The sequence below is a fragment of the Snodgrassella sp. ESL0253 genome, assembly GCF_013344965.1.
Taxonomy (GTDB): domain Bacteria; phylum Pseudomonadota; class Gammaproteobacteria; order Burkholderiales; family Neisseriaceae; genus Snodgrassella; species Snodgrassella alvi_B.
The window spans coordinates 76,807-100,517 of the sequence record NZ_JAAEDQ010000006.1; the positions used below are offsets into that span (position 1 = coordinate 76,807).

Consider the following 23,711-nt stretch of genomic DNA (forward strand, 5'->3'; position numbering starts at 1 on the left):
TTTACGTTTCTATATAACCTTATTTCGGGTGGAATCATACTCGGCTTTCAGCAGGCGCATAATGGTATTGGCCAACTAAAATCAGCATTCGAAACAAAATTTCTGTTTTTCTCTCAACATTGGGTTGCTGAATTGATGCAAAGTTTTTCAGGATCAAAACCTATTGTGCAAATATAACTTTAGAACTTACCCATTCTAACGCTAAAATTCGCTCAGCGGGTTGGCAGTAGGCTTTGTTAACATTTACATTTATGGCTTGAACCGAAAGTACTGTAGCAATAAGTAGTTCAAATGTGGATTTGACAGATAGGCTTAGTCATTGGATATTTTAAATATAAACTTTTAATCTTCCCATATTTGAATTCGAGTTGCCCGTTTCACACAATAATTATAATCAGTGTATATATAAAATATTATATACTTTATATATTGATTATATGCTGGCTAAATTTGGCTTTTATCGAGATTCATACGTGCAGATGCTTATTGAAGCAGTAACCTATACCACTTTGTTCTATTTGAATCTTTATCGGCTTAGCTAATGTAGAGTGGATTGATTTTAATAAATCGTCTGCTTTCTGACATGATGCTTTTGTGATAAAACTAGCCCACTATTTTTCTAATTTCATAAACAGGGTTTTTCTGAGATATGTCCTTACCAATGATTGTCACCTTTGCTGTGTACATTTTAGGAATGATTGTAATCGGTTTTTTTGCGTATCGATCAACGCAAAATTTTGGTGATTATATTTTGGGTGGGCGTCGTATTGGCAGTATGGTAACCGCACTTTCTGCTGGAGCCTCTGATATGAGTGGCTGGCTGCTCATGGGACTACCGGGTGCTGTATTTTTGTTTGGCATTTCACAAAGCTGGATTGCCATTGGTTTGATAACTGGTGCTTATTTAAACTGGTTATTGATTGCCGGCCGATTACGTGTTTTTACTGAAATCAATCATAACTCATTAACTTTACCGGACTATTTTGCTCACCGTTTCGATGATAACAGCTCGTTACTGCGTATCATTTCAGCGGTTATCATTCTTATCTTTTTTACTATTTATTGTGCATCAGGGGTAGTTGCTGGTGCTAAATTATTTGAAAGTACCTTTGGTATGAGTTATGGCTGGGCTATGTTAGCAGGTGCCGGTGCGACCATTACTTATACATTTATCGGTGGCTTTTTAGCTGTTAGCTGGACAGATACCATTCAGGCCAGTTTGATGATGTTTGCCCTGATTTTAACGCCTATCATGGTAATAATTAATGCTGGTGGCTTTTCAGACGCCATAATTTATATTGAATCCCTTAATCCAGATTATACAAACCTCTTTGCTCATGTGGATGTTATTGCAATAATATCATTGCTTGGTTGGGGATTAGGTTATTTTGGACAACCGCATATTCTGGCCAGATTTATGGCTGCTGATTCACATCAAGTGATGAAAAATGCACGTCGCATTAGTATGACATGGATGATTTTATGCCTGGCCGGTGCTATTACTGTAGGTTTTTTTGGAATAGCGTTTTTTGCCAATCATCCTGAACTGGCCTATCTGGTTAATAATGGCAAACACGAACGCATTTTTATAGAGCTGTCAAAATTACTATTTAATCAGTGGGTTGCAGGTGTTGTACTGGCAGCAATTCTAGCTGCTGTGATGAGCACATTGAGCTGCCAGTTATTAGTCTGTTCAAGTGCTTTAACAGAAGATTTTTATCGCGCTTTTTTCAGACCTCAAGCCAAACAAAGAGAGCTTGTCTGGATTGGACGGATTATGGTGTTATTAATATCGGTGATTGCTATCTTATTAGCGATTAATCCAAATAATAGCGTTCTGGATTTGGTGAGCCATGCCTGGGCTGGTTTCGGTGCGGCATTTGGTCCAATTATTATTTTCTCGGTATTCTGGTCTCGCATGACACGTAATGGTGCACTAGCCGGTATGATAACCGGTACTGTAACGGTATTACTGTGGATCAATTTTAACTGGTTTAATCTGTATTCACTTATTCCCGGTTTTTTGTTTGCCTCCATCGCCATTGTGATTTTTAGCTTATGCGATAAAAAACCAAACGAAATAGTGCAAACTCATTTTAAACACGCGTATGAACGCTACCATAGCAAAACAGAATAGATTTCTTTCATATAATCTGTTTAAAACAGGTGGTGAAGCGAGAAAGCCAAGTAAAACCAATTTATTTTATTACAAAGTTATATTATGATTATGTCTTTAAATGACATAAACGTAATAATGAGTATCAAGCACTGGCCGCAGCATGATCGCCCAAGGGAAAAGCTTCTCAGACTGGGTGCTGCTGCCTTAAGCGATACTGAGTTACTCGCCATTTTGCTGCGCACTGGCACACGTGGCATGAGTGCTGTAGACCTTGCACGTGAGCTCATCTCAAAAATGGGTAGCTTGCGTGCCTTACTTGAAGCTGATTGCCAGCAGCTTTGTCAGCATCGCGGCATGGGCGTGGCCAGTTATACCCAATTTGCCGTTATTCGCGAAATTAGCCGGCGTATGCTGGCAGAAGAAATCCAACGCCGTCCTGTTTTTACCCAGCCCAAAGCCGTAGCAGATTTCCTGCGGCTGCATATAGGTCATGAAAAAGTGGAAGTATGCATAGCATTGCTACTGAATCAGCGCAATGAACTAATGCATACCATCGAACTGGCACGTGGCACTATCAATGAAGCCAAAGTGTACACCCGCGAAGTTGCCACAGTGGCTTTAAATCATTGCGCAGCGTCAATCATTCTGGCGCATAATCATCCAGGACAATCCACTATGCCATCTACAAGTGATATCGAGTTTACCAGACAGATAAAAGCAGCACTAAACCTATTGGAAATACGCTTACTGGATCATTTCATCATCACTGCCGAAAAGGCAACCTCAATGGCAGAATTAAACTTGCTATAGCAATCATTATAGCCTGAGGCTGTTTATTTACCGATAGTGCTGCGCAAAACTGGATAAAATTATCATTGCCGATTACAATGGCTGGTTTAATAGCGTTATTTACCTGAATCATACGGAGTAAACCCCATGATTGATTTTGCTTATGCTGCCAACACTGCCGGTTCCCAGAGTGGCCTCATGCAATTTTTACCACTTTTATTAATACTTGTTGTATTTTATTTTCTCATAATCCGCCCGCAGCAAAGCAAGCATAAAAAACATCAGCAGATGCTAACTGAGTTGAAAAAAGGCGATAAAGTGATCACTCTGGCTGGTATTGTCGGCAAAATTACCAAAGTTAATGAACAATACTTCACTCTGGAAATTGCCCCGAAAGTAGAAGTTGAATTTGAGCGCAATGCCATCAGTGGCAAAGTACCAGAATAAATCAGTTTCCCTGCCGCAGCTATGCAGTTGCGGCCTTTGTTTTCTTTACCTGAATTGTAAAACAACAGTCTGCAAGCAAGGCAGCAAATATGAATCGTTATCCTTTGTGGAAATACCTGCTTATCATCGTTTCAATCATACTGGGACTGTTATATACCATTCCCAACCTGTTTGGCGAGATACCGGCAGTCCAAATCTCTACCAACCGTCAGGCCATTACCATAAATGAGCAAACCGAAAATACGGTAAAACAGGCACTGACTGCTGCCCATATCCAGCATCAGGGTATGTTCATCACCGATGGCAGCCTGAAAGTGCGTTTTAGCGATACGGAGACTCAACTCAAAGCGCGTGATGCCATTGCGGCCAAATTTGGCGACGGGTATATCGTGGCATTAAACCTGCTGGCCAATACTCCGGAATGGATGGAAAAAATTCACGCCAAGCCTATGTTTCTGGGTTTGGACTTACGCGGCGGTGTGCATTTCACTATGCAGGTTGATATGAATTCAGCCGTAGACAAAACGCTCGACAGTTATGCCGGTGATATTCGTCGCCAGCTGCGCAAATTACAAATTCGCAGTGGTAATATTGTTAAAAACGGACAAACACTGGTAGTACCATTCCAGTCTGCTGCTGATGCCACTACAGCCATATCAGGATTAAAAAAATATCTTAACGATGCCACACTTACCCAGAATGGTGACCGCCTGATTGTAAGCCTGAGTGATACTGCTCTGGCCAGAATCCGTACTGATGCAGTAACACAGAATATCAATACCCTGCATAACCGCGTTAATGAACTGGGCGTAGCAGAACCTGTTATTCAGCAGGCAGGACCAAACCGGATTGTGGTACAACTGCCAGGTGTTCAGGACACAGCCAAAGCCAAAGACATTATAGGCCGTACGGCCACCCTGCAAGTGCGTATGGTTAGCGACAACCCCATTCAGTATCAGCAGGCATTGCAGGGACATACTCCAGACGGCTTTGAACTGCTGCCATCTGCTGGTAATGGTGCCCCAACACTGGTCAGCAAACAGGTTGAGCTTACTGGTGATAACATCAATGATGCACAGGCCAGCTTCAACGATCGTGGGCAACCAGGTGTAAGCGTAAACTTTGATAGTACTGGTGCCAGCATCTTTGCCGACCTTACCCGCAACAATGTTGGCAAGCGTATGGCCATGGTACTTATCGATCAGGGCAAAGCAGAAGTTATTACAGCACCAGTAATCAACGAACCGATTCCGGGTGGCAAAACCATCATTTCCGGCAATATGAATATCGCTGAAGCCAATGATACCGCCTTGCTGCTGCGTGCCGGCTCTCTGGCAGCGCCAATGAAAATTATCGAAGAACGCACCATTGGTCCATCACTGGGTAAAGAAAACATCAGCAAAGGCTTCCATTCGACCCTATGGGGTTTTGTGGTAGTAGCCATATTCATGATGCTTTACTACCGGCTGTTTGGCGTATTCTCGGTAGTTGCCCTGTCATGCAATCTACTGTTTCTGATTGCCATTCTGTCTGCCATGCAGGCTACCCTGACACTCCCTGGTATTGCTGCCATTGCCCTTACACTGGGTATGGCTATTGACTCGAACGTATTGATTAACGAGCGTATCCGCGAGGAGTTACGCCATGGCAATACACCACAGATGTCAATTAATGCTGGTTATGACCACGCATGGCATACCATTGTGGATTCAAATATCACCTCACTAATTGCCGGACTGGCATTACTGATATTCGGTTCTGGTCCTATCCGTGGATTTGCCGTGGTGCACTGTCTGGGTATTCTCACTTCCATGTACTCATCTGTAGTGGTTTCACGTGCCATTGTTAATTTGTGGTACGGCCGCAAACGTAAACTGAAAATGCTGTCCATTGGCCATATCTGGATTGCTGATAGCGCCACTACCAGTAAAAGTAAGGCTTAATTAATTATGGAATTCTTTAAAATCAAACGCGATATCCCGTTTATGAGCTATGGCAAGCTGACAACGGCGATTTCATTAATTACTTTTATTCTGGCTGTATTTTTTCTTGTCACTCGCGGGCTGAATTTTTCTGTAGAATTCACCGGTGGTACTGTGATGGAAGTGGAATTCAAGCAGAGTGCAGATTTAAACAAAATTCGCAGTGAGCTGGATGGGCTGAAGCTGGGCGAGGTACAGGTACAGGCACTGGGGACCAACAAGCAAATCATGATACGCTTGCCCAATAAAGCCAACATGACTTCTGCACAACTGTCTAATCAAGTAATGAACTTGCTCAAACAGCATCAGGAAGGTGTGAGTCTGCGGCAGGTTGAATTTATCGGGCCGCAGGTTGGTGAAGAGCTGGTTACCCATGGCCTGTTGGCTCTGGGCATGGTCGTTATTGGCATCATCATTTACCTGTCCATGCGCTTTGAATGGCGATTTGCCGTTTCTGCCATTATTGCCAACATGCACGACGTCGTGATTATTCTGGGCTGCTTTGCCCTGTTTCGCTGGGAGTTTTCCCTTACCGTACTGGCTGGCGTACTGGCCGTGCTTGGTTACTCAGTGAATGAATCTGTAGTGGTGTTCGACCGTATCCGCGAAAACTTCCGTAAACCGCATATGCGCGGTAAAAGTGTTCCGGCTATCATCGATAACGCCATTACCGCCACCATGAGCCGAACAATCATCACCCACGGCTCCACTGAAGCAATGGTTATTTCCATGCTGGTTTTTGGCGGTGCAGCCTTGCATGGTTTTGCCATGGCCTTAACCATCGGTATCGTATTTGGTATTTACTCTTCCGTATTGGTAGCCAGTCCGTTATTGCTGATGTTTGGTTTAAACCGGCAGAATCTGGTTAAACCACCAAAACGTAAGGAAGAAGCCGTGGTATAAAATTGCAGTATTGCCTACTAATATAAAAATATCTCCAGACTGAAACATTTTCTGGAGATATTTTTGATTATCAGACTAATTACCACATTTGCTTTAGCTACTTCACTATTCCAACTTAGCAACTGAATTTATGAAATAGAGTATTCTGTCTCTTACAGTTAATTAAAGTAGCCAATCATTTGTAAAGTAGTAAGCAAACATAGCAGAATGTTCACCTAGTGCAGTACCCGTTCGTCTTTCCATCCTTTATCGGTTAAAACCAGTACCGCAGTACGACGCTGAGGTTCCTGCAAAGATTTCCACCAGCTTTCATCTGTAGTTTTGAGTAAATCTTTAGCCCATTTTTCTGGTATCAGCTTTGCATCATAAACCACTTTGGAAATGGTTACTCCATTTGCAGGTGTTGGTTCAGTAAAGAGTACGATTTTATCGACCTTCTGTGTACCGAGACACAGCAAATTTCCCTGTGCATTATTCAACATATTGGCTTCACCTTTACTGGTTCGATAGTACACAGCTTGCGGAATATCCGATCCGCCGTTAACAGTCAGGGTGGAATCTTTACCTTTTTCGTATAGATCTGCATCAGTAAGAATATCCATCTGTCTCAGAGCAGTTTTATTAACTTTATCACCCTCACCATTTTTTCTGGCAATACGAATTTCTTTGCTGCCTATGGTAACCATATTGTTCATACCGCCCTGAACATTATCCAGCACCAGATTAACGGCCAGACAAACTTTATCATTTTTGGCAAATTCATCAATCGCTTCACTAAAATTACGGTTACTCGCTTCCTGCTTACTACCACAGGCTGCCAGTAACAGGCTGATAGCAAGTATACTGATTTTTTTCATTCTGGCTTTCCTCATCAAAAATAAAAACTGGCCTGATTAAAGCATACTGCCAATATGCCGGATTAGCAATGCAGACAGTATACCTTAAGCCTGCTCAAGCAATATTGAACGGCCAATCGGCATAAAACCAACACTTAAGCAAGTATGGGCAAACCGGTATAATACTAATCTATCTGAACATACAGGTTTTCATTCATGAGTATCCGAATTTACGGTATCAGCCAGTGTAATACAGTAAAAAAAGCGCGCCAGTGGCTGGCAGAGCAACATATTAACGCTGAATTTATTGATTTCAAAAAAATACCACCCACTGTCGCAGACATCCAGTTCTGGCTTACACAAATTCCCAAAGAAACACTGATTAATCGTAAAGGCACTACATGGCGAAAATTAAGTACCAGTGAGCAGCAGAATGCACTAAGCAGCGATGAAGCAGCCATTAACCTGATGATTAACCAACCTTCTGTCATTAAGCGTCCAGTACTGGTAAATAACCAACGCGTACTAGTTGGTTTTGATGCGCAACAATATACTGAGTTTTTAGCCTGATATTTCTACAAATACAAATTATGAATACCACTATCTTTATTTCTGATTTACATTTATCCGAACAAACACCGCCATTAAATGAATTATTTCATCGCTGCCTGCAACAATGGCAAGGTAATATTGATGCACTGTATATTCTGGGCGATTTTTTTGATGTCTGGATTGGTGATGATGACGATAATGATTTTATCCGCCACATCAAAAACGAATTGAAAGCTTTCACTGAAAGCACCCCAGTTTATTTTATTCATGGTAACCGCGATTTCTTGCTGGGTGAAAAATTTGCGACCGAAAGCGGTATTAAACTACTCACAGCACCTGAGCGGATAAATCTTTATGGCCACGATTATATAATCATGCATGGTGATGAATTATGCACCGATGATGTGGCCTATCAGCAATTTCGTGCCCAGTCCCGCAATCCGCTATGGCAAATGGCTGTACTAAGTAAACCCATCGCTGAAAGACGTTTACTGGCCGGACAGATTCGCCAGATGAGTGAAACGCGCAAGAATAATGAAGGCAAAAGCGAAATATCCGATGTGACTGAAAGTGCCATTCATACCTTGATGACCAGCCATGCTCAGGCCGCTCTACCTACTCTGATTCATGGTCATACTCACCGCCCGGCCGTGCATGAATCACAGCTAAACAATCAGTCTTTCAAGCGTTATGTGATACAGGACTGGGCTGAAAACTATGGCGGCTATCTGGCTGTTGATGCAAAAGGTGTACACGTGCATGAGCTTAAGCTTTAATCCGACATATTTGTTTTAAGCTATCAGACAAATATATCTCTTCTGTTCATTCTTGCCATACCCAAGAACAAACAACAGAACCATACTGCATAATATCGGTATGGTTCTATTACTGCTTATTCAACTGCTCCTGTTTGTTGTTCAACACTGACTGTATTAACAGGAAAACTGTCTGCCCAAAATAACATATAGAATATTAAAAATTCGTATACACACTTAGTCCGGTAGTAAGTATAGTTTATCTAACCAGCTAAGCTGAAATAGTGTCTGATTACAGCGACACTGGCTTAAATAAAAAACCGTGTTTATAGAACTAAACACGGTTTAAGTAAGCCAGAATACTTGGTTATTTACTACCACGCATTAAATCAAAAAAGTCTGCGTTATTTTTAGACTGTTTTAATTTATCAATAATAAATTCCATTGCCTCAATATCATCCATTGGATGCAGGAATTTACGCAAAAGCCACATTTTCTGCAAATGCTCATTGGAAACCAGCAACTCTTCACGACGTGTGCCAGAACGATTGATATTGATTGCCGGGAACAGACGTTTTTCAGCCATGCGTCGATCAAGATGCAATTCCATATTACCCGTGCCCTTGAACTCTTCATAAATCACATCATCCATACGGCTACCAGTTTCAACCAGAGCGGTAGCGATAATAGTTAATGAACCACCTTCTTCCACATTGCGGGCTGCACCAAAAAAGCGCTTGGGACGATGCAGAGCATTGGCATCAATACCACCGGTAAGAATTTTTCCAGAAGCAGGAATAACCGTATTATAAGCACGCGCCAGACGGGTAATTGAATCCAGCAGAATAATCACATCTTTTTTGTGCTCCACAAGGCGTTTGGCTTTTTCAATTACCATTTCTGCTACTTGTACATGGCGGGTAGCTGGTTCATCGAAAGTGGAAGAAACCACTTCACCGCGTACAGAGCGGGTCATTTCGGTTACTTCTTCCGGGCGCTCATCAATCAGCAGCACAAGTAGTTCTGCTTTAGGATAATTAGCGGTAATCGCATGCGCAATGTTTTGCAGCATCACCGTTTTACCGGATTTCGGCGGTGCAACCAGTAAGGCACGCTGACCAAAACCAATCGGAGCGATCAGGTCAATGGCTCGGCCAGTAAGGTTTTCACCTGAGCGAATATCCCGCTCCAGCACAAACTGACGGTCTGGAAATAATGGAGTCAGGTTTTCAAACAGAATTTTATGTTTGCACACATCCGGGTTATCACCATTGATTTTATCCAGACGTACCAGTGCAAAATAACGTTCGTTGTCTTTAGGTACACGCACGCTACCTTCAATTGTGTCACCAGTATGCAGATTGAAACGACGAATCTGGCTTGGGCTGACATATATGTCATCCGGACCGGCCAGATAAGATGTATCCATACTGCGCAGAAAACCAAAGCCGTCGGGAAGAATTTCCAGCGTACCGGAACAGGTAAACGCCTCTCCCTGCTTCATTTTAATGCGCACAATCGCAAAAACAAGGTCTTGTTTACGCAAACGGTTGGCATTTTCAATGCCAAATTCTTCAGCTATGCCCAATAATTCAGACACATGTAGGTTTTGTAATTCAGAAACGTGCATAAAGATATAAATGAACTTATTTATTAGAATTCAAGATAAAATGAGTCGGCAGACTCATAATAATTCCAGTTACCGAGCCTTATATACATGGTGCATGCAAAAGAATGGTAAGGTTTTTATTGAAAGTCGATTTGGTTTTAACCTGCCGCTATAGACATTAAACAAAGATTTAGAATAGACATCTTCTTATAGGATGCAATTCTATTCTTCAAGTCTAATAGTGTCAAGCCATTATCAACATTCGAATAACACTGGTGACAAGCATACCCGCAAAATGAAAATCTGACATCTGGAAATACTGTACGATTGAAATAGGTATAACAATTTTTTTAATCTGTTCACGGAAGCAGTTCGGCCAAACCACAATTCAAGTTAATATAATTTTTTTATTGTTATATTAATCATTTATTTTTAACTCTATACTGTTATTCACGCCGTATATTTACCTTATTATTAATATTAGTATATTAATGTAAATTAAAAACTAAAGGTATCGAAAAGACAACAGTTACAACTAAAGCCGATATAATCTGCCAAGAAAAGTTACCAGCATAAATTACCATAATCCGCTACATTTTCAGAAAAATTTGTTTTCAGCGTATTACAAATCAGTCCTTATATGAGTAATAGCAATTATCAATCGGGTTTAACCAATATCGGCAAAACACAGTGCCTGAAATATACGCCTTTATCTGTTTAAAATAACAAATTACATTTAAATAAGGGTTTACGTCCGCATCTTGCATTTACTTAACTTGTTTTATGCAGAGCAGAAAATTTGTTTTTCCTGATGCTGCTATAATTACTCTTCTTCCAATGTTTTAGAGAGAAATTATGAAACGCTTGTCTTTTACTATTATGGGAATCACTACTCTGCTGGCTGTATCAGCCTGTAATTCCACTGATAATGGCTATAAAAATAACAGCAGTGAGCCGGTAGCTGCTTCTACTTCGGCTACCCGAAACCCACAGGTGGCAGGAGATGAGTTTCTGGCCAAAAATAGAACGGCACCAGGTGTAAAAACCACCGCTTCAGGTTTACAATACAAAATTAATCATGAAGGATCAGGCAAGAAACCTAAAGCCACGGATATGGTTACCGTGCAGTACGAAGGCCGGTTAATAGATGGCACGGTATTTGACAGCACCGCACAACGGAATAATCAGCCAGCCACATTCCCGCTTAATGGCGTTATACCGGGCTGGACTGAAGGTTTGCAATTAATGTCTGAAGGCAGCGAATTTACTTTTTATATTCCTGCAAATCTGGCCTATGGTGAACAAAGTCCAACCAGTGCCATTCCGGCTAACAGCGTATTAATCTTCGATGTAAAGCTGCTTAAAGTTGGTGAATAATCAATAGCATCAGTAATGAAAAAAGCACTCAAATATTTGAGTGCTTTTTTCTAATCTGGCTCCCCGACCAGGGCTCGAACCTGGGACCTGCGGATTAACAGTCCGTCGCTCTACCGACTGAGCTATCAGGGAATGAGGCGAGATTATAGCGTTTGTAATTTTAATGTCAAGCTTTTTAAACAAATTTTCTGCTAAAATTTTATTAAATCATTAATTACACAATAATTAAATATTGATAAGCTGATAAAACCAGCTTATTCAGCCTGCTCATTCCGGCCAAGAATCATCGTCCCAACACCTTTATCCGTAAATATTTCCAGCAACAAAGCATGAGGAACGCGCCCATCAATAATATGAGTATTGTGCACACCATGCATGGCAGCCTGCAATGTGGCATTGATTTTAGGCAACATACCATTTTGCAAGGTGCCATCGGCAATCAAGGCATTGATATCAGTCGGGGTTAAACGACTAAGTAACTGATTATTTTTATCAAGTACTCCGATGGTATTGGTAAGCATAATCAGCTTTTCTGCTTTCAGGCTTTCTGCCAGCTTACCGGCGACCACATCAGCATTAATATTAAAAGCCTCACCCTGCTCACCTACACCAACAGGCGCAACAACAGGAATATAGCCATGCTCTACCATTTCCTTAATCAAGGCAGTATCAATTGCCTCAACCTCGCCCACCTGCCCGATGTCCTGCTGAGTATTCTCCGGCGTGGTGACAAACAGTTTTTTAGCCTTGATAAAATGATTGTCCCGACCAGTGATTCCTACTGCGTGCCCGCCATGCAGATTGAGTAAAGAAGTGATTTCCTTATTTACACAGCCGCCCAGCACCATTTCCACAATATCCATGGTTTCACTATCAGTAACACGCATTCCTTGAATAAAATGATTTTCTTTGCCTACCTTCTGTAACAATTCATTAATCTGTGGTCCACCACCATGTACAATAATCGGATGAATGCCCACTAGCTTGAGCAACACTACATCTTTGGCAAAACTTTCTTTCAATTGTGGGTCAGTCATCGCATTACCGCCATATTTAATAACCATGGTAACCCCGGAAAAGCGGCGGATATAGGGTAGTGCTTCGGCAAGAATATTGGCTTTGGTTTTGGCCTCAATGGTATTAAGGCCTATGCTGCTGTCTGTGCTCATTATTTATCCTAGTCTGATTAAACCGTTTCTCTACTTAGTACGGTTAAGTTTATCGCCGGATTCAATAAAATAAAACCATATTTTGTGATGAAAGGTTTATTTCAGATGATTGAAATAACTAATAAATACACAAAGATGGAATGGTAGTATCAGACAGATAGCTAAAACGGAGTAAAAACTCAGACAGGCATATATCCAGATGGTAAGTCTGAAGCTAACTTAGCCAGCTATAGAAGACATAAGCAAAAACTACTAGAACTGAAGAAGATAGTTAATCCAATCTGGCCAGACAGGCGCCGGCACTGAAGAACGTGGCGAGAATATTCTGGGCAGCAACCTGATCTAATGCCTGCTTGCGCTTCTTGCCAAATACTCTGGCCTCACTTAACAGACTATCGGCTACAACGGACGTCCAGCGCTCATCTACCCAATAGACTGGCAAATGGAAGCGGCCATGTAAACGGTTGCCAAATCGACGGCATAATGCAGTAGCCTCATCGGCTGCACCATCCGCATGCGTGGGCAAACCCACCACCAGAGCCTTAGGCTGCCATTCTTTAATTAGCGCTGCAATACGGGTAAAACGTTCTTCATTACTAACCACAGCAATGGTTTCCAGCGGATGCACCGTAGCCAACTCCGCTTCACCAACAGCCACACCAATTCGTGCGGCACCAAAATCAAAGCCAAGAACAGTACCACACTGTAAAGAAGGTATAATTGACTCAGGCATGACCCACCAAGACACTCAGATTAGTAATATCAATATTCAATAATTGTAAGGCCGCTTTATAACGTTGCTTATATGGGATATCAAACAGAATTTGCATATCAGCTGGCGTCGTAATCCAGCTATTGTTTGCCAGTTCCTGCTCAAGCTGCCCTGCCGACCAGCTGGAATACCCGATTGTGGCTACAGCTTTGTTTACTTCATTTTCCTGTGTAAGACCCATAATAATATCGCGTGAAGTGGTCATGGCAATATCATCAGTGACCATTAAACTGCTTTCCCATGAACCAGCAGGAGTATGCACCAGAAAGCCCCGGTCTACCTGAACAGGCCCCCCCATCAGTACATTCTGACCATGAAAACGTTCTGGCGTAGGTGTCTTGGCAGAATCAAACAGCAAATCCATCATAATTGGCGATGGTTTGTTGACAATAATGCCCATCGCACCTTCTGCACTATGTTCACACAGATAAATCACGCTTTCTTTAAAAAACGGGTCTTCCATTGCCGGCATGGCAATCAGAAAGTGATTAGCCAGAGAAAAATCGGAAGGAGCGCCTTGTTGTGCAGCCATATTGTGCTTGTCCATGAAAATGATATCAGACTATACAGAGTTAATTTATCGTTAAGTTGGGTCTGTCTGGCAGTTTCTCAAGACAGTGCTTTTCGTTATAATCATATCTTACTCTAAACTGGATTGTTTTATCCGGTTCTTAAAAGCATATTCACACAGATATTACTGGCTACTTTTTCCAGGGCAGCCAGCACACCATCACAGAAAGGCCAACAGTGTCATTAACCAAACCCATTGTTCTTTTAATTCTGGATGGTTTCGGCCATCGTGCCGAAGGTGACGACAATGCTATTTTACTGGCACATACACCTCATATCGATCACTATCGTCAGCATTATGCCTATGGCACTATTGATGCTTCCGAGCGCATGGTTGGTTTGCCTACAGGTCAGTTTGGTAACTCCGAAGTAGGTCATCTAAATATCGGCGCCGGACGGATTGTGCCGCAGGATATCACCCGCATTGATATGGCAATTGAAGACCATACTCTTGAACACAATTCAGTATTGCAGCAGGCATGGAATAATCCTAATTGCACTGTGCATCTGTTAGGGCTGTTTTCTGACGGAGGCGTTCATAGCCACATAGAACACTTTTTTGCAGTAATGGATGCAGCAATAGCCGCGGGCATGCAGAAAATTGTTGTTCATCCGTTTCTGGATGGCCGTGACACCCCACCTCAAAGTGCTCGCCCCTATCTGCAACGCCTGGAACGTTATATGCAGCAACATCCGCAAGTATTATGTGGAGCAGTGGTTGGACGCTTTTTTGCCATGGACAGGGATAACCGCTGGGATCGGGTAGAGGCTGCATACAATGCATTATTTGGCGATGCCCCCTATCAGGCTGCCTCACCCACGGCCGCGCTAGAGGAAGCATATGCGCGGGGCGAACAGGACGAGTTTGTCAAACCCACAGTTGTCAGCTCACAGGCAGGTCTGATCGATGGTGATGCCATCTTATTTCTCAATTTCCGAGCCGACCGTGCACGTGAATTAACTCAGGCACTCACCTTTACCGATTTCACTGGTTTTGAACGTAAACATCGAGTACAGCCTGGATATTTTGCCAGCATCACCGCTTATGGCACACAGTTTGCCCATCCGGTGATGTTCGGGCGCCAATCAGTAAATAATGGTCTGGGTGAATTTCTGGCTGCACAGGGACTTAGCCAACTGCGTATAGCCGAAACAGAAAAATATCCGCATGTCACCTATTTTTTCAGTGGCGGACGGGAAGAACCTTATATCGGTGAAGAACGGATTATGATACCTTCGCCCAAAGTCACCACATACGATTTACAACCAGAAATGAGCGCCATTGGCATTACTGAGCAGATTATTGACAGTCTGCAACATCATCGCCATGACGTTATTATCTGTAATTTTGCCAATGGTGACATGGTTGGCCATACTGGTTCACTTGATGCCGCTATCAGAGCAGTGGAAACATTGGATAGCTGTGTAGCACGCGTGGTGGATACAGCACGAGCTGCAGGTGGAGAAGTTATCATTACCGCTGACCATGGTAACTGTGAGCACATGTATGATGAACACAACCAACAGCCTCATACTCAGCACACAGTTGAGCCAGTGCCGTTTATCTATATTGGACGTAAAGCTACCATCCATTCTGGCGGTGCACTTAAAGATGTGGCTCCTTCACTATTAACTGCTCTGGGCTTGACCCCCCCAGTAGAGATGACTGGCCAAAACCTGATAGAATTTACAGATAAATAATGAAATCCCTATCCAGACTTTTTCTGGTCTGTTGCAGCATTGCTACTTCTGTGTCTATGGCGGCCAGTAACCACACAATACAGCCCACCGGTGAGCTGAAACAAGTTCACCAAGCCATCTCGGCAACACGGCACCAGATTAGTAAAACCACGATAGAGCAGAAAAAAATTGATGCCTCAGTGGCTGCAACCCGTCAGCAGCTGGAACGTGCCCAGAATGAACTTGGCCGTATCCAGCAGCAGCAAGAGACCAGTATGCGGCAATTACACTTGCTGCAAACCAGTCTGGATAAAACCCGTACCCAGATTGCTGAAACCCAGACCCAGATAGCACGCCTGCTCAATGCACACTACCGCAACCGTCAGCCCAACAGTGTGTATTTAATGCTGAAAAAAGACCCTTCTGACCACAAAGGCCGGTCTTTACAATATATTCGTTATCTGAATGAAGCAAATGAGCAGGTTATTCGGCAGTTGCGTGAACAGCAGACGCGCATGAACGAGCAGCAACAGGCAATCAACAGTCAACAAAAGGAGCTGGCTGCATTACGGCAAAAACAACAGCAACTCATTAACAAACTGCATGACCAGCATGTAAACCAGCAAAATAAATCCAGTATTCTTAACCAGCAATTATCAGTACAGAATAAGCAGCTTCAATCGTTAAAAGCTGATGAAAAACGATTGAATAACTTGTTAAGCCGCCTGTCTGCGCAGGCAACCATGCGGCGTCTGGCACAGGCTCACGCCAAACCTGCCAGACAAAACACGTATAAGTCTAAAAATTCCAGTCAGTCGCATAATACAGCTATCACCACTAATAATATTGATTCAGCCAGCACCAGATTACCTTCTACTTTAACCGCTGAAGATATGGCATTACAGGCTACTGAAAGCATCAAAACACCGGCAAACAAAGGACTAGCACAAAAACAGGGACATCTTCCACGACCGGTTAATGGCACCATCACCGGAAAATTTGGTGAAAGCAGACCAGATGGTGGTATCTGGAAAGGCCTGTTTTTTGCCTGCAATAATGTGGCGGTACATAGTATTGCCAGCGGTACCGTTGCCTATGCGGCTTTTTTACAGGGCTATGGCAATACCATCATTATTGATCACGGTGAAGGCTATATCAGCATTTATACGGGCTTGTCTTCAGTCAGTGTCTCTGCCGGCAGTATAGTTAGCGCTAGTCAAAACATTGGTATAAGTGGTAAATTACCAGATGCTCAAAACGGATTGTACTTTGAGATTCGTTACCATAATCAGGCAATGAACCCATTATCATGGTTACGTTAACGCAGACTATGGCGTTTTATTACCTCCGGTGACTTTATAGTGTACACTTTGCCCGGTTTTGAATTTTTATAAATTCCTGTTATAAACAGAATATTTATACCCTGAATTATTGTCGTTATCAGAAAGAACAACAGAAATAATGGCTAAATCTAGATTAAAAAAAGCTGCTCTGTACACATTAGGCGCTTTCAGTGGCGTGATTCTTACCCTGAGTGTACAAGGTTATGCCAATGAAAAATCCGAAGCTTTACCAGTAAAATCTCTGCATACTATGGCTGAAGTATATGGACAGATTAAAGCCAACTATGTCGAGAATAAAACCGATGATGCAATTCTGGAAGGTGCGATGAAAGGCATGGTCAATAACCTTGACCCGCACTCGGAATATCTGACAGGTAAAGATTATTCTGATCTACAGGAAAGCACCACAGGTGAATTTGGTGGCTTAGGCATGGAAATCAGTTCGGAAGACGGGCTGATTAAAATTGTGGCACCAATTGAGGACACACCGGCTGATCGTGCTGGTATTAAAAGTGGGGATTACATTGTTAAAATCAATAATGAATCTACCCGCAATATGACAGCCACCGAAGCCGTGAAAAAAATGCGTGGTAAACCCGGAACCAGCATAACACTGACACTGGCACGTAAAGATGAGACCCAGCCTATAGTGGTGCACCTGACAAGGGCAATCATCAAGGTTAAAAGTGTACGCTACAAATTACTGGAACCAGATTATGGCTATGTACGCATTACCCAGTTCCAAGAACATACAGTAAGTCTGCTGGCCGATGCCATCAAAAATCTGGAACAGCAGAATAAGCAGCCACTAAAAGGGCTGGTACTGGATTTGCGTGATGATCCCGGCGGTTTATTAAATAGCGCTGTTGGCGTATCCTCAGTATTCCTGAAACCCGGAGTAAAAGTAGTCAGTACCAAAAACCGGGATAAAAAAGATGGAATGGTCTTAAAAGCGATTCCAAAGGATTATGTCGTAAAAGGTAACGACCCACTGATTAATATGCCTGATGAGCTGAAAACCATCCCAATCACAGTTTTGGTTAATTCAGGTACTGCTTCGGCTTCAGAAATCGTTTCCGGTGCATTACAGGATTACAAGCGTGCCGTGATTGTAGGTACACAGAGTTTTGGTAAAGGTTCTGTGCAAACAGTTATTCCATTATCCAATGGTGGTGCGGTTAAACTAACTACAGCTTTATACTACACGCCTAATGACCGCTCTATACAGGCACAAGGCATCGTACCTGATGTAGAGGTAAAAGATAAAAACCGCAAATTTGAAAGCCGCGAGGCCGATTTGGGTGGGCATCTGAGTAATCCATTAGGAGGCAAAGAAGTTAACGGCGAACTGTTAGGTAGCCAGAAAAAAACTACCCCTTCTGCTACGGCCAGTGAGCCTGCCATTCAGGATACTAATGATAACGCTGATAAAGCCGGCAAAATTAGCAATGCTGCCGATAAAAAAGATAGCAAGAAAAAAGATGAAGAAGACTGGCTGGCACGACGTGAACCCAACCCGGCTAAAGATGAGCAATTAAAAGCTGCTCTTGATTTAGTAAAAGACCCGGTTAAATGGAATCAATCACTGGGACTGGCTGCCAAAAAGCCTGTTAAAACCACTGATAAAAAAGATAAGAAATAAATAACATCGTTAAAAAACAGATAGCTTTGCTATCTGTTTTTTATTGCAGTATAAACAGTGTGTTAACTTTATCCGCAAACTCATTTAATACGGCCTGGAATTTCTATTTCATTTTCCGTAACTTTAAAGCTAATTATAAAAAGATCATATACTTTATTTCAGGTTTTACTGAGAAACCCTATCTGATTAAAAAATAAATATACTTTAACTGATTCTTGACCCATCAAGACTTACTGCTGTCTTATTTTTATGTGATTAATTAAAAATCAACTACCCATCTCAAAACAGCTCTGCGATAGCTTTTACTCTACACGATGCAAAGAAAAGACTGAAATACAGAAAATACGGGTGTTTAGAAAGGCGAAAATGCCAAACTCAGCTTTGAAAATTTTTTGCATATAAACCTAGGTACTGGCTTAGGAGATGCTCTCCCTTGCAGTAGCTAAACTGGTTACAATGTATCTATACTTAACAAAATATAGTTAAATATAATATATAATTTATAAAATTGTTATTTTTTGTAAAAAAAATTGACACAAAATAACGATTATTATGAAATAATTACCGTACTTGGCATACATTTCCTAAAATAACAGATACGAAACTACCCACTGATGGATAGCCGCATCATCGGCCATGCCAAACTGTAGGGTTTTTTTGAAGATATTGATTGCCAATGTACTGATCTGCTATTGAGCAGCACTACATAATAAAACTTAATCTACTGGAAAAATAGAAAGGAATTACATTAATGGATAATTCAAATAACCATAAAAAACACCGAAACAACGATAAAGTTATCACTACCTTAAAAGGTCTGGTACCTATCGAACCTAGCAAAAAACTCGTTAAAACAAAATATCCAATCGTACTTGTCCATGGGTTATTTGGTTTCGACAGAATTATGGGATACCCATATTTCTTTAATATTGCTGAATCTTTAAAAAAACAAGGTACTGAAGTTTATACTGTTGCAATTTCAGCTACTAATTCAACTGAAACCCGTGGTGAACAGTTGCTGGCTGAAGTTAAAAAAATACTGAACAAAACTCGTGCCCAAAAAGTAAATCTGATTGGACATAGCCAAGGTGCGCCTACTTGCCGTTATGTTGCTGCGCTCCATCCTGAAATAGTCGGCTCAGTAACTTCTGTAAATGGTGTGAATTTCGGTTCTGAAATTGCAGATTTAATGTTGGAAATTCTTTCTGGCAAAATGGTTGGCCCTGCTGCTGATATGATTGTTGAAACATTTATGAAATTTATTGGTCTATTTAGTACTAAGCCATGTTTACCACAAGATTTTAGAAGCGCACTACAAAGCTTGTCAACTAAAGGTACTAACGCGTTTAATAAAAAATATCCGCAAGGTCTGCCCGAACAATGGGGTGGCGAGGGTAAAGAGCTAGAAACTAATGGTGTTTACTACTATTCTTGGAGTGGTATTATTAAATCAAACTCGCTTAATGAAGGTTTAAATCTGGCAGATCCATCGCATGCTATTTTGGTTGCATTAGGTACTTTCTTCAAAAAAGAGCGTAGACAAAATGATGGTCTGGTTGGCCGTTATAGCTCTCACTTGGGTAAAGTTATCTGTTCTAACTACCAGATGGATCATTTCGATGCAGTCAATCAAATTGCTGGTGCGCATCCGATTAAACCAGATCCGGTAAAACTTTATTTGGAACATGCTGCACGCTTGAAATCTAAAGGTCTATAAATTATATTTATGAGCATAAGCTGAATTCTGTGATTTTACAGGGTTCAGCTTTTTTTATTTATATTTGGCGTTTATTTGTTGGTGCTGTGTGGGAATTAAGCTGAATTTAAATAACTAAATATTAACAAGCACACTGTTGGAAATACTGAGTTGTTTATTTTTATTATTAACATACTTGTGTAAATACATTAACTAATGATTGATTGTGTCTTAAATTATTCATGGGAAGATAGCAGGGTGTTACGACTAGGCAACCAGCTTTGATAATCTGTACTTCCTTTGATTTGTGGCCGTGTGTACAACTTAATAGTATCGGGCAGATCACTATCAGACCACATACGTATTTGTTCATTAAAAAAGATGAAGAAGATTGGCTTGCACGACGCGAGCCCAATCCAGCTAAAGATGCACAATTAAAAGCTGCCCTTGACTTGGTAAAAGACCCGGTTAAATGGAATCAGTCGCTGGGACTAGCTGCCTAAAAGCCAGTAAAAACCACAGATAAAAAAGATAAGAAATAAAAACCATCGTTAAAAACAGATAGCTTTGCTATCTGTTTTTTATTGCAGTATAAACAGTGAATTAAATTTATTCGCAAACCCTTTTAATTCGGTCAAGAATTTTAGTGTATTTTCTACACCTTTTTTATATCAATTATTGAGGGGCATATGCTTTATTTTAGGTTTTACTGAGAAACCCTATCCGACTAAAAAATAAATATACTTTAACTCATTCTTGAATCATCAAGACTTACTACTGTTTTATTTTTATGTGATTGATTAAAAATCAACCTACCAATCTTAAAACATCTCTTCGATTCTGCATAATACGAAAAAATATTGAAATACAGTTAGTTATAGAGGTAAAAATATCAAAAATTACAAACTCAGCTTTGAAATTTTTTGCACATAAACTGCACAATTGTTTAAATTTTTTGAGCAAATTATAAATAAGGTTTTTCAACAATATTTGAATTGTGGTTAAAAGCCTGTTTTATGTTTTGGATAATGTGATATTTATGTATTTGGGGCGTAATAGTTTTTGCTTTAAATTTTGATAACGGTACCACCGCTCTGAAAATACTATGGGTTTTGGCCAAACCCAGCAATATAGGTGAATTATATTTCCCTATATTACAAATGATAATTTTTCTAAATAAGAAAGCAAACGGAAATAGCTGTAATGATTAAGAAAGACAAAGTACAAATGCAAGCACCAGACTGTGAAATGCATAATATAGCAGCCTGCATAACTACATATATCAGATATTAAGCTCATCTGGCTAACAGTATTAGCTCCGACAAGTTAAAAAATATTCTTATAGCAGCAGAATTGAGCAGAATCACCGCACAGTATGATTTACTTTATAATATTGAAGAAATAGCTGTAATTGGCTCAATGTATCTATACTTAACAAAATATAGTTAAATAAAATTTATAAAATTGTTATTTTTTGTAAAAAATTTTGACATAAAATAACAATTGTTGTGAAATAATTACCGTACTTGGCATACATTTCCTAAAATAACAGATACGAAACTACCCGCAGATGGATACCCGCATCATCGGCCATGCCAAACTGCAGGTTTTTTTGAAGATATTGATTGCCAATGTACTGATACTGCTATTGAGCAGCACTACATAATAAAACTTAATCTACTGGAAAAATAGAAAGGAATTACATTAATGGATAATTCAAATAAACATAAACTACACCGAAACAACGATAAAGTTATCAGCCTTTATGCCCTGTCTTCTTTAAGTTGCCGCCAATTGCCACTTTCTACATTAAAAGGGCTGCGACCTATGGAACATTGTGCCCTTAATAAAGGAGAATTTATAACAGTATCAGAAGAATTTGATAGATGTGTTACTGCCAGAGGCAAAGTTTTTAGCGATGATGATCCGGATTCAATCATAGCTGGTTACGATTATAATTATGAAATGGTGGCTTATGAGGACGGTGAAATTGAGCTAACCTCAGAAACCAAAAACACTTTCCCAGCTCCGCGCTCACGTAGAAACATCGGTGTGGGCGAAGTGGTCACCATCAAATCCAATGTTGGCGTAACATGGCGTATTGATAGTAAATTGGTCAGTATCATCAAGCGCGAAGCTAAAGAATTATGTATCCGAGCCAGAGATAAAGGCGGTATCTGCACCATTACCGCTTCTTATAAACGTAAAGGTAAAACCATTAAGAATAGTATCACATTTACTATTGTAGAACCTAAAATGCTCCGATATTCACTGGCTAAATATCAGGATTATAAACCTTTAGAGGGGAAAGGTTCGATGCTTTATCACTCAAAGGGCACTTATGAAGGGTTAGTTGGCTTACGAATTCAACTACTGCCCATCTCAGTTAACTTTAGCAATGTTTTAGTACGTGAATTGAACTGTGCCTCAGTCAATACAGGCTATTTTAAGGATGCAAGTAAAGGTCCAAACTGCCATATACACATACCTGGTGATACCCAATGCACAGGAAATGGTGAGGAAGTTAATTTTAAAGCTATAGGTAATACAATTAATATTGCTAATACCTTTGATATTGTGGGCGGAGGTGATAACGACCCCAAAGCCGATATTGGTAATGGTGGCAGCATGAAGTTGACTATTCCATTAGAATGGCGCTTAGATAAATCTGCCAACTGGAAAAGTATGGGTAGTGTAAAGCAGGATATTGTGCTATGGGCCAATGGCAATATCACAATATCCAAAGGTAATTTTAACCGTACATTTACTAAAAATGATGATTATCCAGATCGTTCTTTTGTAGATCATAATCCAAAAAATAAAATCTGAAGTTAAATTGATTTTTTGATTATTTGCCTAACCTAAAACTAGTAAAAGCAATGTAGTCTATACATTGCTTTTTTAATAAATTAAGCAGACAAATTACTCTTTTTTGTCTTGAAACTAAGAAACAAACACAAGGTGATGATCTGTTTCTTTTCAATACTTCAGCGGTCTCTATTCTATCTATGTGATTACTATTGATCACCTGATCGTATTATTACATTTTGCTGCATTGATTTAATATCATCATAAAAAATACCTAGTTTTAATTGAACAAGACCGCCCTAATAGGCCACTTTTCTAATACTTTAATTGCTTTATCACAGTTATTTATGTTTACACACCTTTCTACTAATACTCTTAGCCAGATCAGTGCTAAGAAATCTCTGTTTGGATCGTGAATAAAGCGCTAGCTTAGTATAAACTGTTTTGGCACATAGTATAATAGCATATTAATATCAGTAATTTATACTTCATTCGGTGCATGAAATAGTACTACTCAGCTCAGTAATTACAGCAGGATTTCCCTGAAATGCTACTATTTCATAAATATACTGGTTGAATATCAAATTTGTATTGCAAAAATTTAGGTAATTTGCATTAGAAATTTCCAGCATTAATTGGAATTGATTCACTAATAACAACCG

General features: G+C 40.7%; 19 protein-coding genes, 1 tRNA gene and 1 pseudogene. 14 read left to right on the plus strand and 7 right to left on the minus strand.

Features of this window, described 5'->3' with window-relative positions; genetic code table 11:
* Nucleotides 1-649 precede the first annotated feature (649 nt).
* The 5 genes from putP to secF all read left to right on the plus strand — a co-directional run bounded on the left by putP (nucleotide 650) and on the right by secF (nucleotide 6,240).
* Nucleotides 650-2,137: a sodium/proline symporter PutP gene (gene putP, locus GYX26_RS06575; protein WP_174828600.1), complete on the plus strand. Its 1,488-nt coding sequence runs from the start codon at nucleotides 650-652 to the stop codon at nucleotides 2,135-2,137.
* Nucleotides 2,138-2,254: 117 nt separating this feature from the next.
* The gene (radC, locus tag GYX26_RS06580; RefSeq protein ID WP_174828641.1) at nucleotides 2,255-2,929 is read left to right on the plus strand and encodes a DNA repair protein RadC; all 675 of its coding nucleotides are present in this window, start codon (nucleotides 2,255-2,257) and stop codon (nucleotides 2,927-2,929) included.
* 126 nt (nucleotides 2,930-3,055) lie between these two features.
* Nucleotides 3,056-3,355: a preprotein translocase subunit YajC gene (gene yajC / locus GYX26_RS06585; protein WP_100089571.1), complete on the plus strand. Its 300-nt coding sequence runs from the start codon at nucleotides 3,056-3,058 to the stop codon at nucleotides 3,353-3,355.
* Nucleotides 3,356-3,444: 89 nt separating this feature from the next.
* Nucleotides 3,445-5,298, plus strand: a complete 1,854-nt coding sequence (gene secD, locus GYX26_RS06590; protein WP_174828601.1) for a protein translocase subunit SecD — start codon at nucleotides 3,445-3,447, stop codon at nucleotides 5,296-5,298.
* A 6-nt stretch (nucleotides 5,299-5,304) separates the two neighbouring features.
* Nucleotides 5,305-6,240, plus strand: a complete 936-nt coding sequence (gene secF, locus GYX26_RS06595) for a protein translocase subunit SecF (RefSeq protein WP_100089573.1) — start codon at nucleotides 5,305-5,307, stop codon at nucleotides 6,238-6,240.
* Nucleotides 6,241-6,455: 215 nt separating this feature from the next.
* Here the strand turns inward: secF and GYX26_RS06600 are convergent, their stop codons facing one another.
* A complete protein-coding gene (locus GYX26_RS06600; protein ID WP_100089574.1) occupies nucleotides 6,456-7,097 on the minus strand; it encodes a hypothetical protein in 642 nt (213 codons plus the stop codon).
* A gap of 195 nt (nucleotides 7,098-7,292) precedes the next feature.
* Between GYX26_RS06600 and GYX26_RS06605 the strand changes: the two genes are divergently transcribed.
* Nucleotides 7,293-7,646 (plus strand): Spx/MgsR family RNA polymerase-binding regulatory protein, encoded by a 354-nt coding sequence (locus GYX26_RS06605; protein WP_100113448.1) that lies wholly within the window; start codon nucleotides 7,293-7,295, stop codon nucleotides 7,644-7,646.
* Between the two features lie 20 nt (nucleotides 7,647-7,666).
* The gene (locus GYX26_RS06610) at nucleotides 7,667-8,404 is read left to right on the plus strand and encodes a UDP-2,3-diacylglucosamine diphosphatase (protein ID WP_100113447.1); all 738 of its coding nucleotides are present in this window, start codon (nucleotides 7,667-7,669) and stop codon (nucleotides 8,402-8,404) included.
* A 346-nt stretch (nucleotides 8,405-8,750) separates the two neighbouring features.
* On the opposite strand, the gene rho is transcribed toward GYX26_RS06610, so the two are convergent.
* Nucleotides 8,751-10,013 (minus strand): transcription termination factor Rho, encoded by a 1,263-nt coding sequence (rho, locus tag GYX26_RS06615; RefSeq protein ID WP_100113446.1) that lies wholly within the window; start codon nucleotides 10,011-10,013, stop codon nucleotides 8,751-8,753.
* A gap of 939 nt (nucleotides 10,014-10,952) precedes the next feature.
* Here rho and GYX26_RS06620 point away from each other — a divergent pair.
* A pseudogene (locus tag GYX26_RS06620) lies at nucleotides 10,953-11,369 on the plus strand (FKBP-type peptidyl-prolyl cis-trans isomerase); the annotation flags it as partial.
* Nucleotides 11,370-11,425: 56 nt separating this feature from the next.
* Here the strand turns inward: GYX26_RS06620 and GYX26_RS06625 are convergent.
* From GYX26_RS06625 to GYX26_RS06640, 4 genes are all read right to left on the minus strand, one after another.
* A tRNA-Asn gene (locus tag GYX26_RS06625) sits at nucleotides 11,426-11,501 on the minus strand.
* A 122-nt stretch (nucleotides 11,502-11,623) separates the two neighbouring features.
* Entirely contained in the window at nucleotides 11,624-12,538 is a 915-nt protein-coding gene (argB, locus tag GYX26_RS06630; RefSeq protein ID WP_174828603.1) for an acetylglutamate kinase, read from the minus strand.
* Nucleotides 12,539-12,809: 271 nt separating this feature from the next.
* Nucleotides 12,810-13,271 (minus strand): Holliday junction resolvase RuvX, encoded by a 462-nt coding sequence (ruvX, locus tag GYX26_RS06635; protein ID WP_174828604.1) that lies wholly within the window; start codon nucleotides 13,269-13,271, stop codon nucleotides 12,810-12,812.
* Nucleotides 13,264-13,842, minus strand: a complete 579-nt coding sequence (locus tag GYX26_RS06640; protein WP_174828605.1) for a YqgE/AlgH family protein — start codon at nucleotides 13,840-13,842, stop codon at nucleotides 13,264-13,266. Before GYX26_RS06640 ends, ruvX begins: the two co-directional genes overlap by 8 nt.
* 215 nt (nucleotides 13,843-14,057) lie before the next feature.
* Between GYX26_RS06640 and gpmI the strand changes: the two genes are divergently transcribed.
* From gpmI to GYX26_RS06660, 4 genes are all read left to right on the plus strand, one after another.
* The gene (gpmI, locus tag GYX26_RS06645) at nucleotides 14,058-15,581 is read left to right on the plus strand and encodes a 2,3-bisphosphoglycerate-independent phosphoglycerate mutase (RefSeq protein WP_174828606.1); all 1,524 of its coding nucleotides are present in this window, start codon (nucleotides 14,058-14,060) and stop codon (nucleotides 15,579-15,581) included.
* On the plus strand, nucleotides 15,581-16,882 hold the full coding sequence (locus GYX26_RS06650) for a murein hydrolase activator EnvC (protein WP_174828607.1): 1,302 nt from the start codon (nucleotides 15,581-15,583) through the stop codon (nucleotides 16,880-16,882). The genes gpmI and GYX26_RS06650 overlap by 1 nt, the downstream gene beginning before the upstream one ends.
* 139 nt (nucleotides 16,883-17,021) lie before the next feature.
* Nucleotides 17,022-18,545 carry a S41 family peptidase gene (locus GYX26_RS06655; protein ID WP_174828608.1) on the plus strand — a complete coding sequence of 508 codons (1,524 nt, stop codon included), beginning with the start codon at nucleotides 17,022-17,024 and terminating at the stop codon, nucleotides 18,543-18,545.
* Between the two features lie 751 nt (nucleotides 18,546-19,296).
* Nucleotides 19,297-20,262, plus strand: a complete 966-nt coding sequence (locus GYX26_RS06660) for a triacylglycerol lipase (protein ID WP_174828609.1) — start codon at nucleotides 19,297-19,299, stop codon at nucleotides 20,260-20,262.
* Between the two features lie 166 nt (nucleotides 20,263-20,428).
* Here the strand turns inward: GYX26_RS06660 and lysC are convergent, their stop codons facing one another.
* A complete protein-coding gene (gene lysC / locus GYX26_RS11690; protein WP_370520860.1) occupies nucleotides 20,429-20,614 on the minus strand; it encodes an Rz1-like lysis system protein LysC in 186 nt (61 codons plus the stop codon).
* Between lysC and GYX26_RS06665 the strand changes: the two genes are divergently transcribed.
* Complete coding sequence (locus GYX26_RS06665; protein WP_174828549.1) at nucleotides 20,607-20,744, plus strand: hypothetical protein; 138 nt, start codon at nucleotides 20,607-20,609, stop codon at nucleotides 20,742-20,744. The two genes, lysC and GYX26_RS06665, sit on opposite strands and share 8 nt — an antisense overlap.
* Nucleotides 20,745-21,948: 1,204 nt before the next feature.
* Nucleotides 21,949-23,070, plus strand: coding sequence for a hypothetical protein (locus tag GYX26_RS06670; protein WP_174828610.1), 1,122 nt, complete (start codon nucleotides 21,949-21,951; stop codon nucleotides 23,068-23,070).
* Nucleotides 23,071-23,711 lie beyond the last annotated feature (641 nt).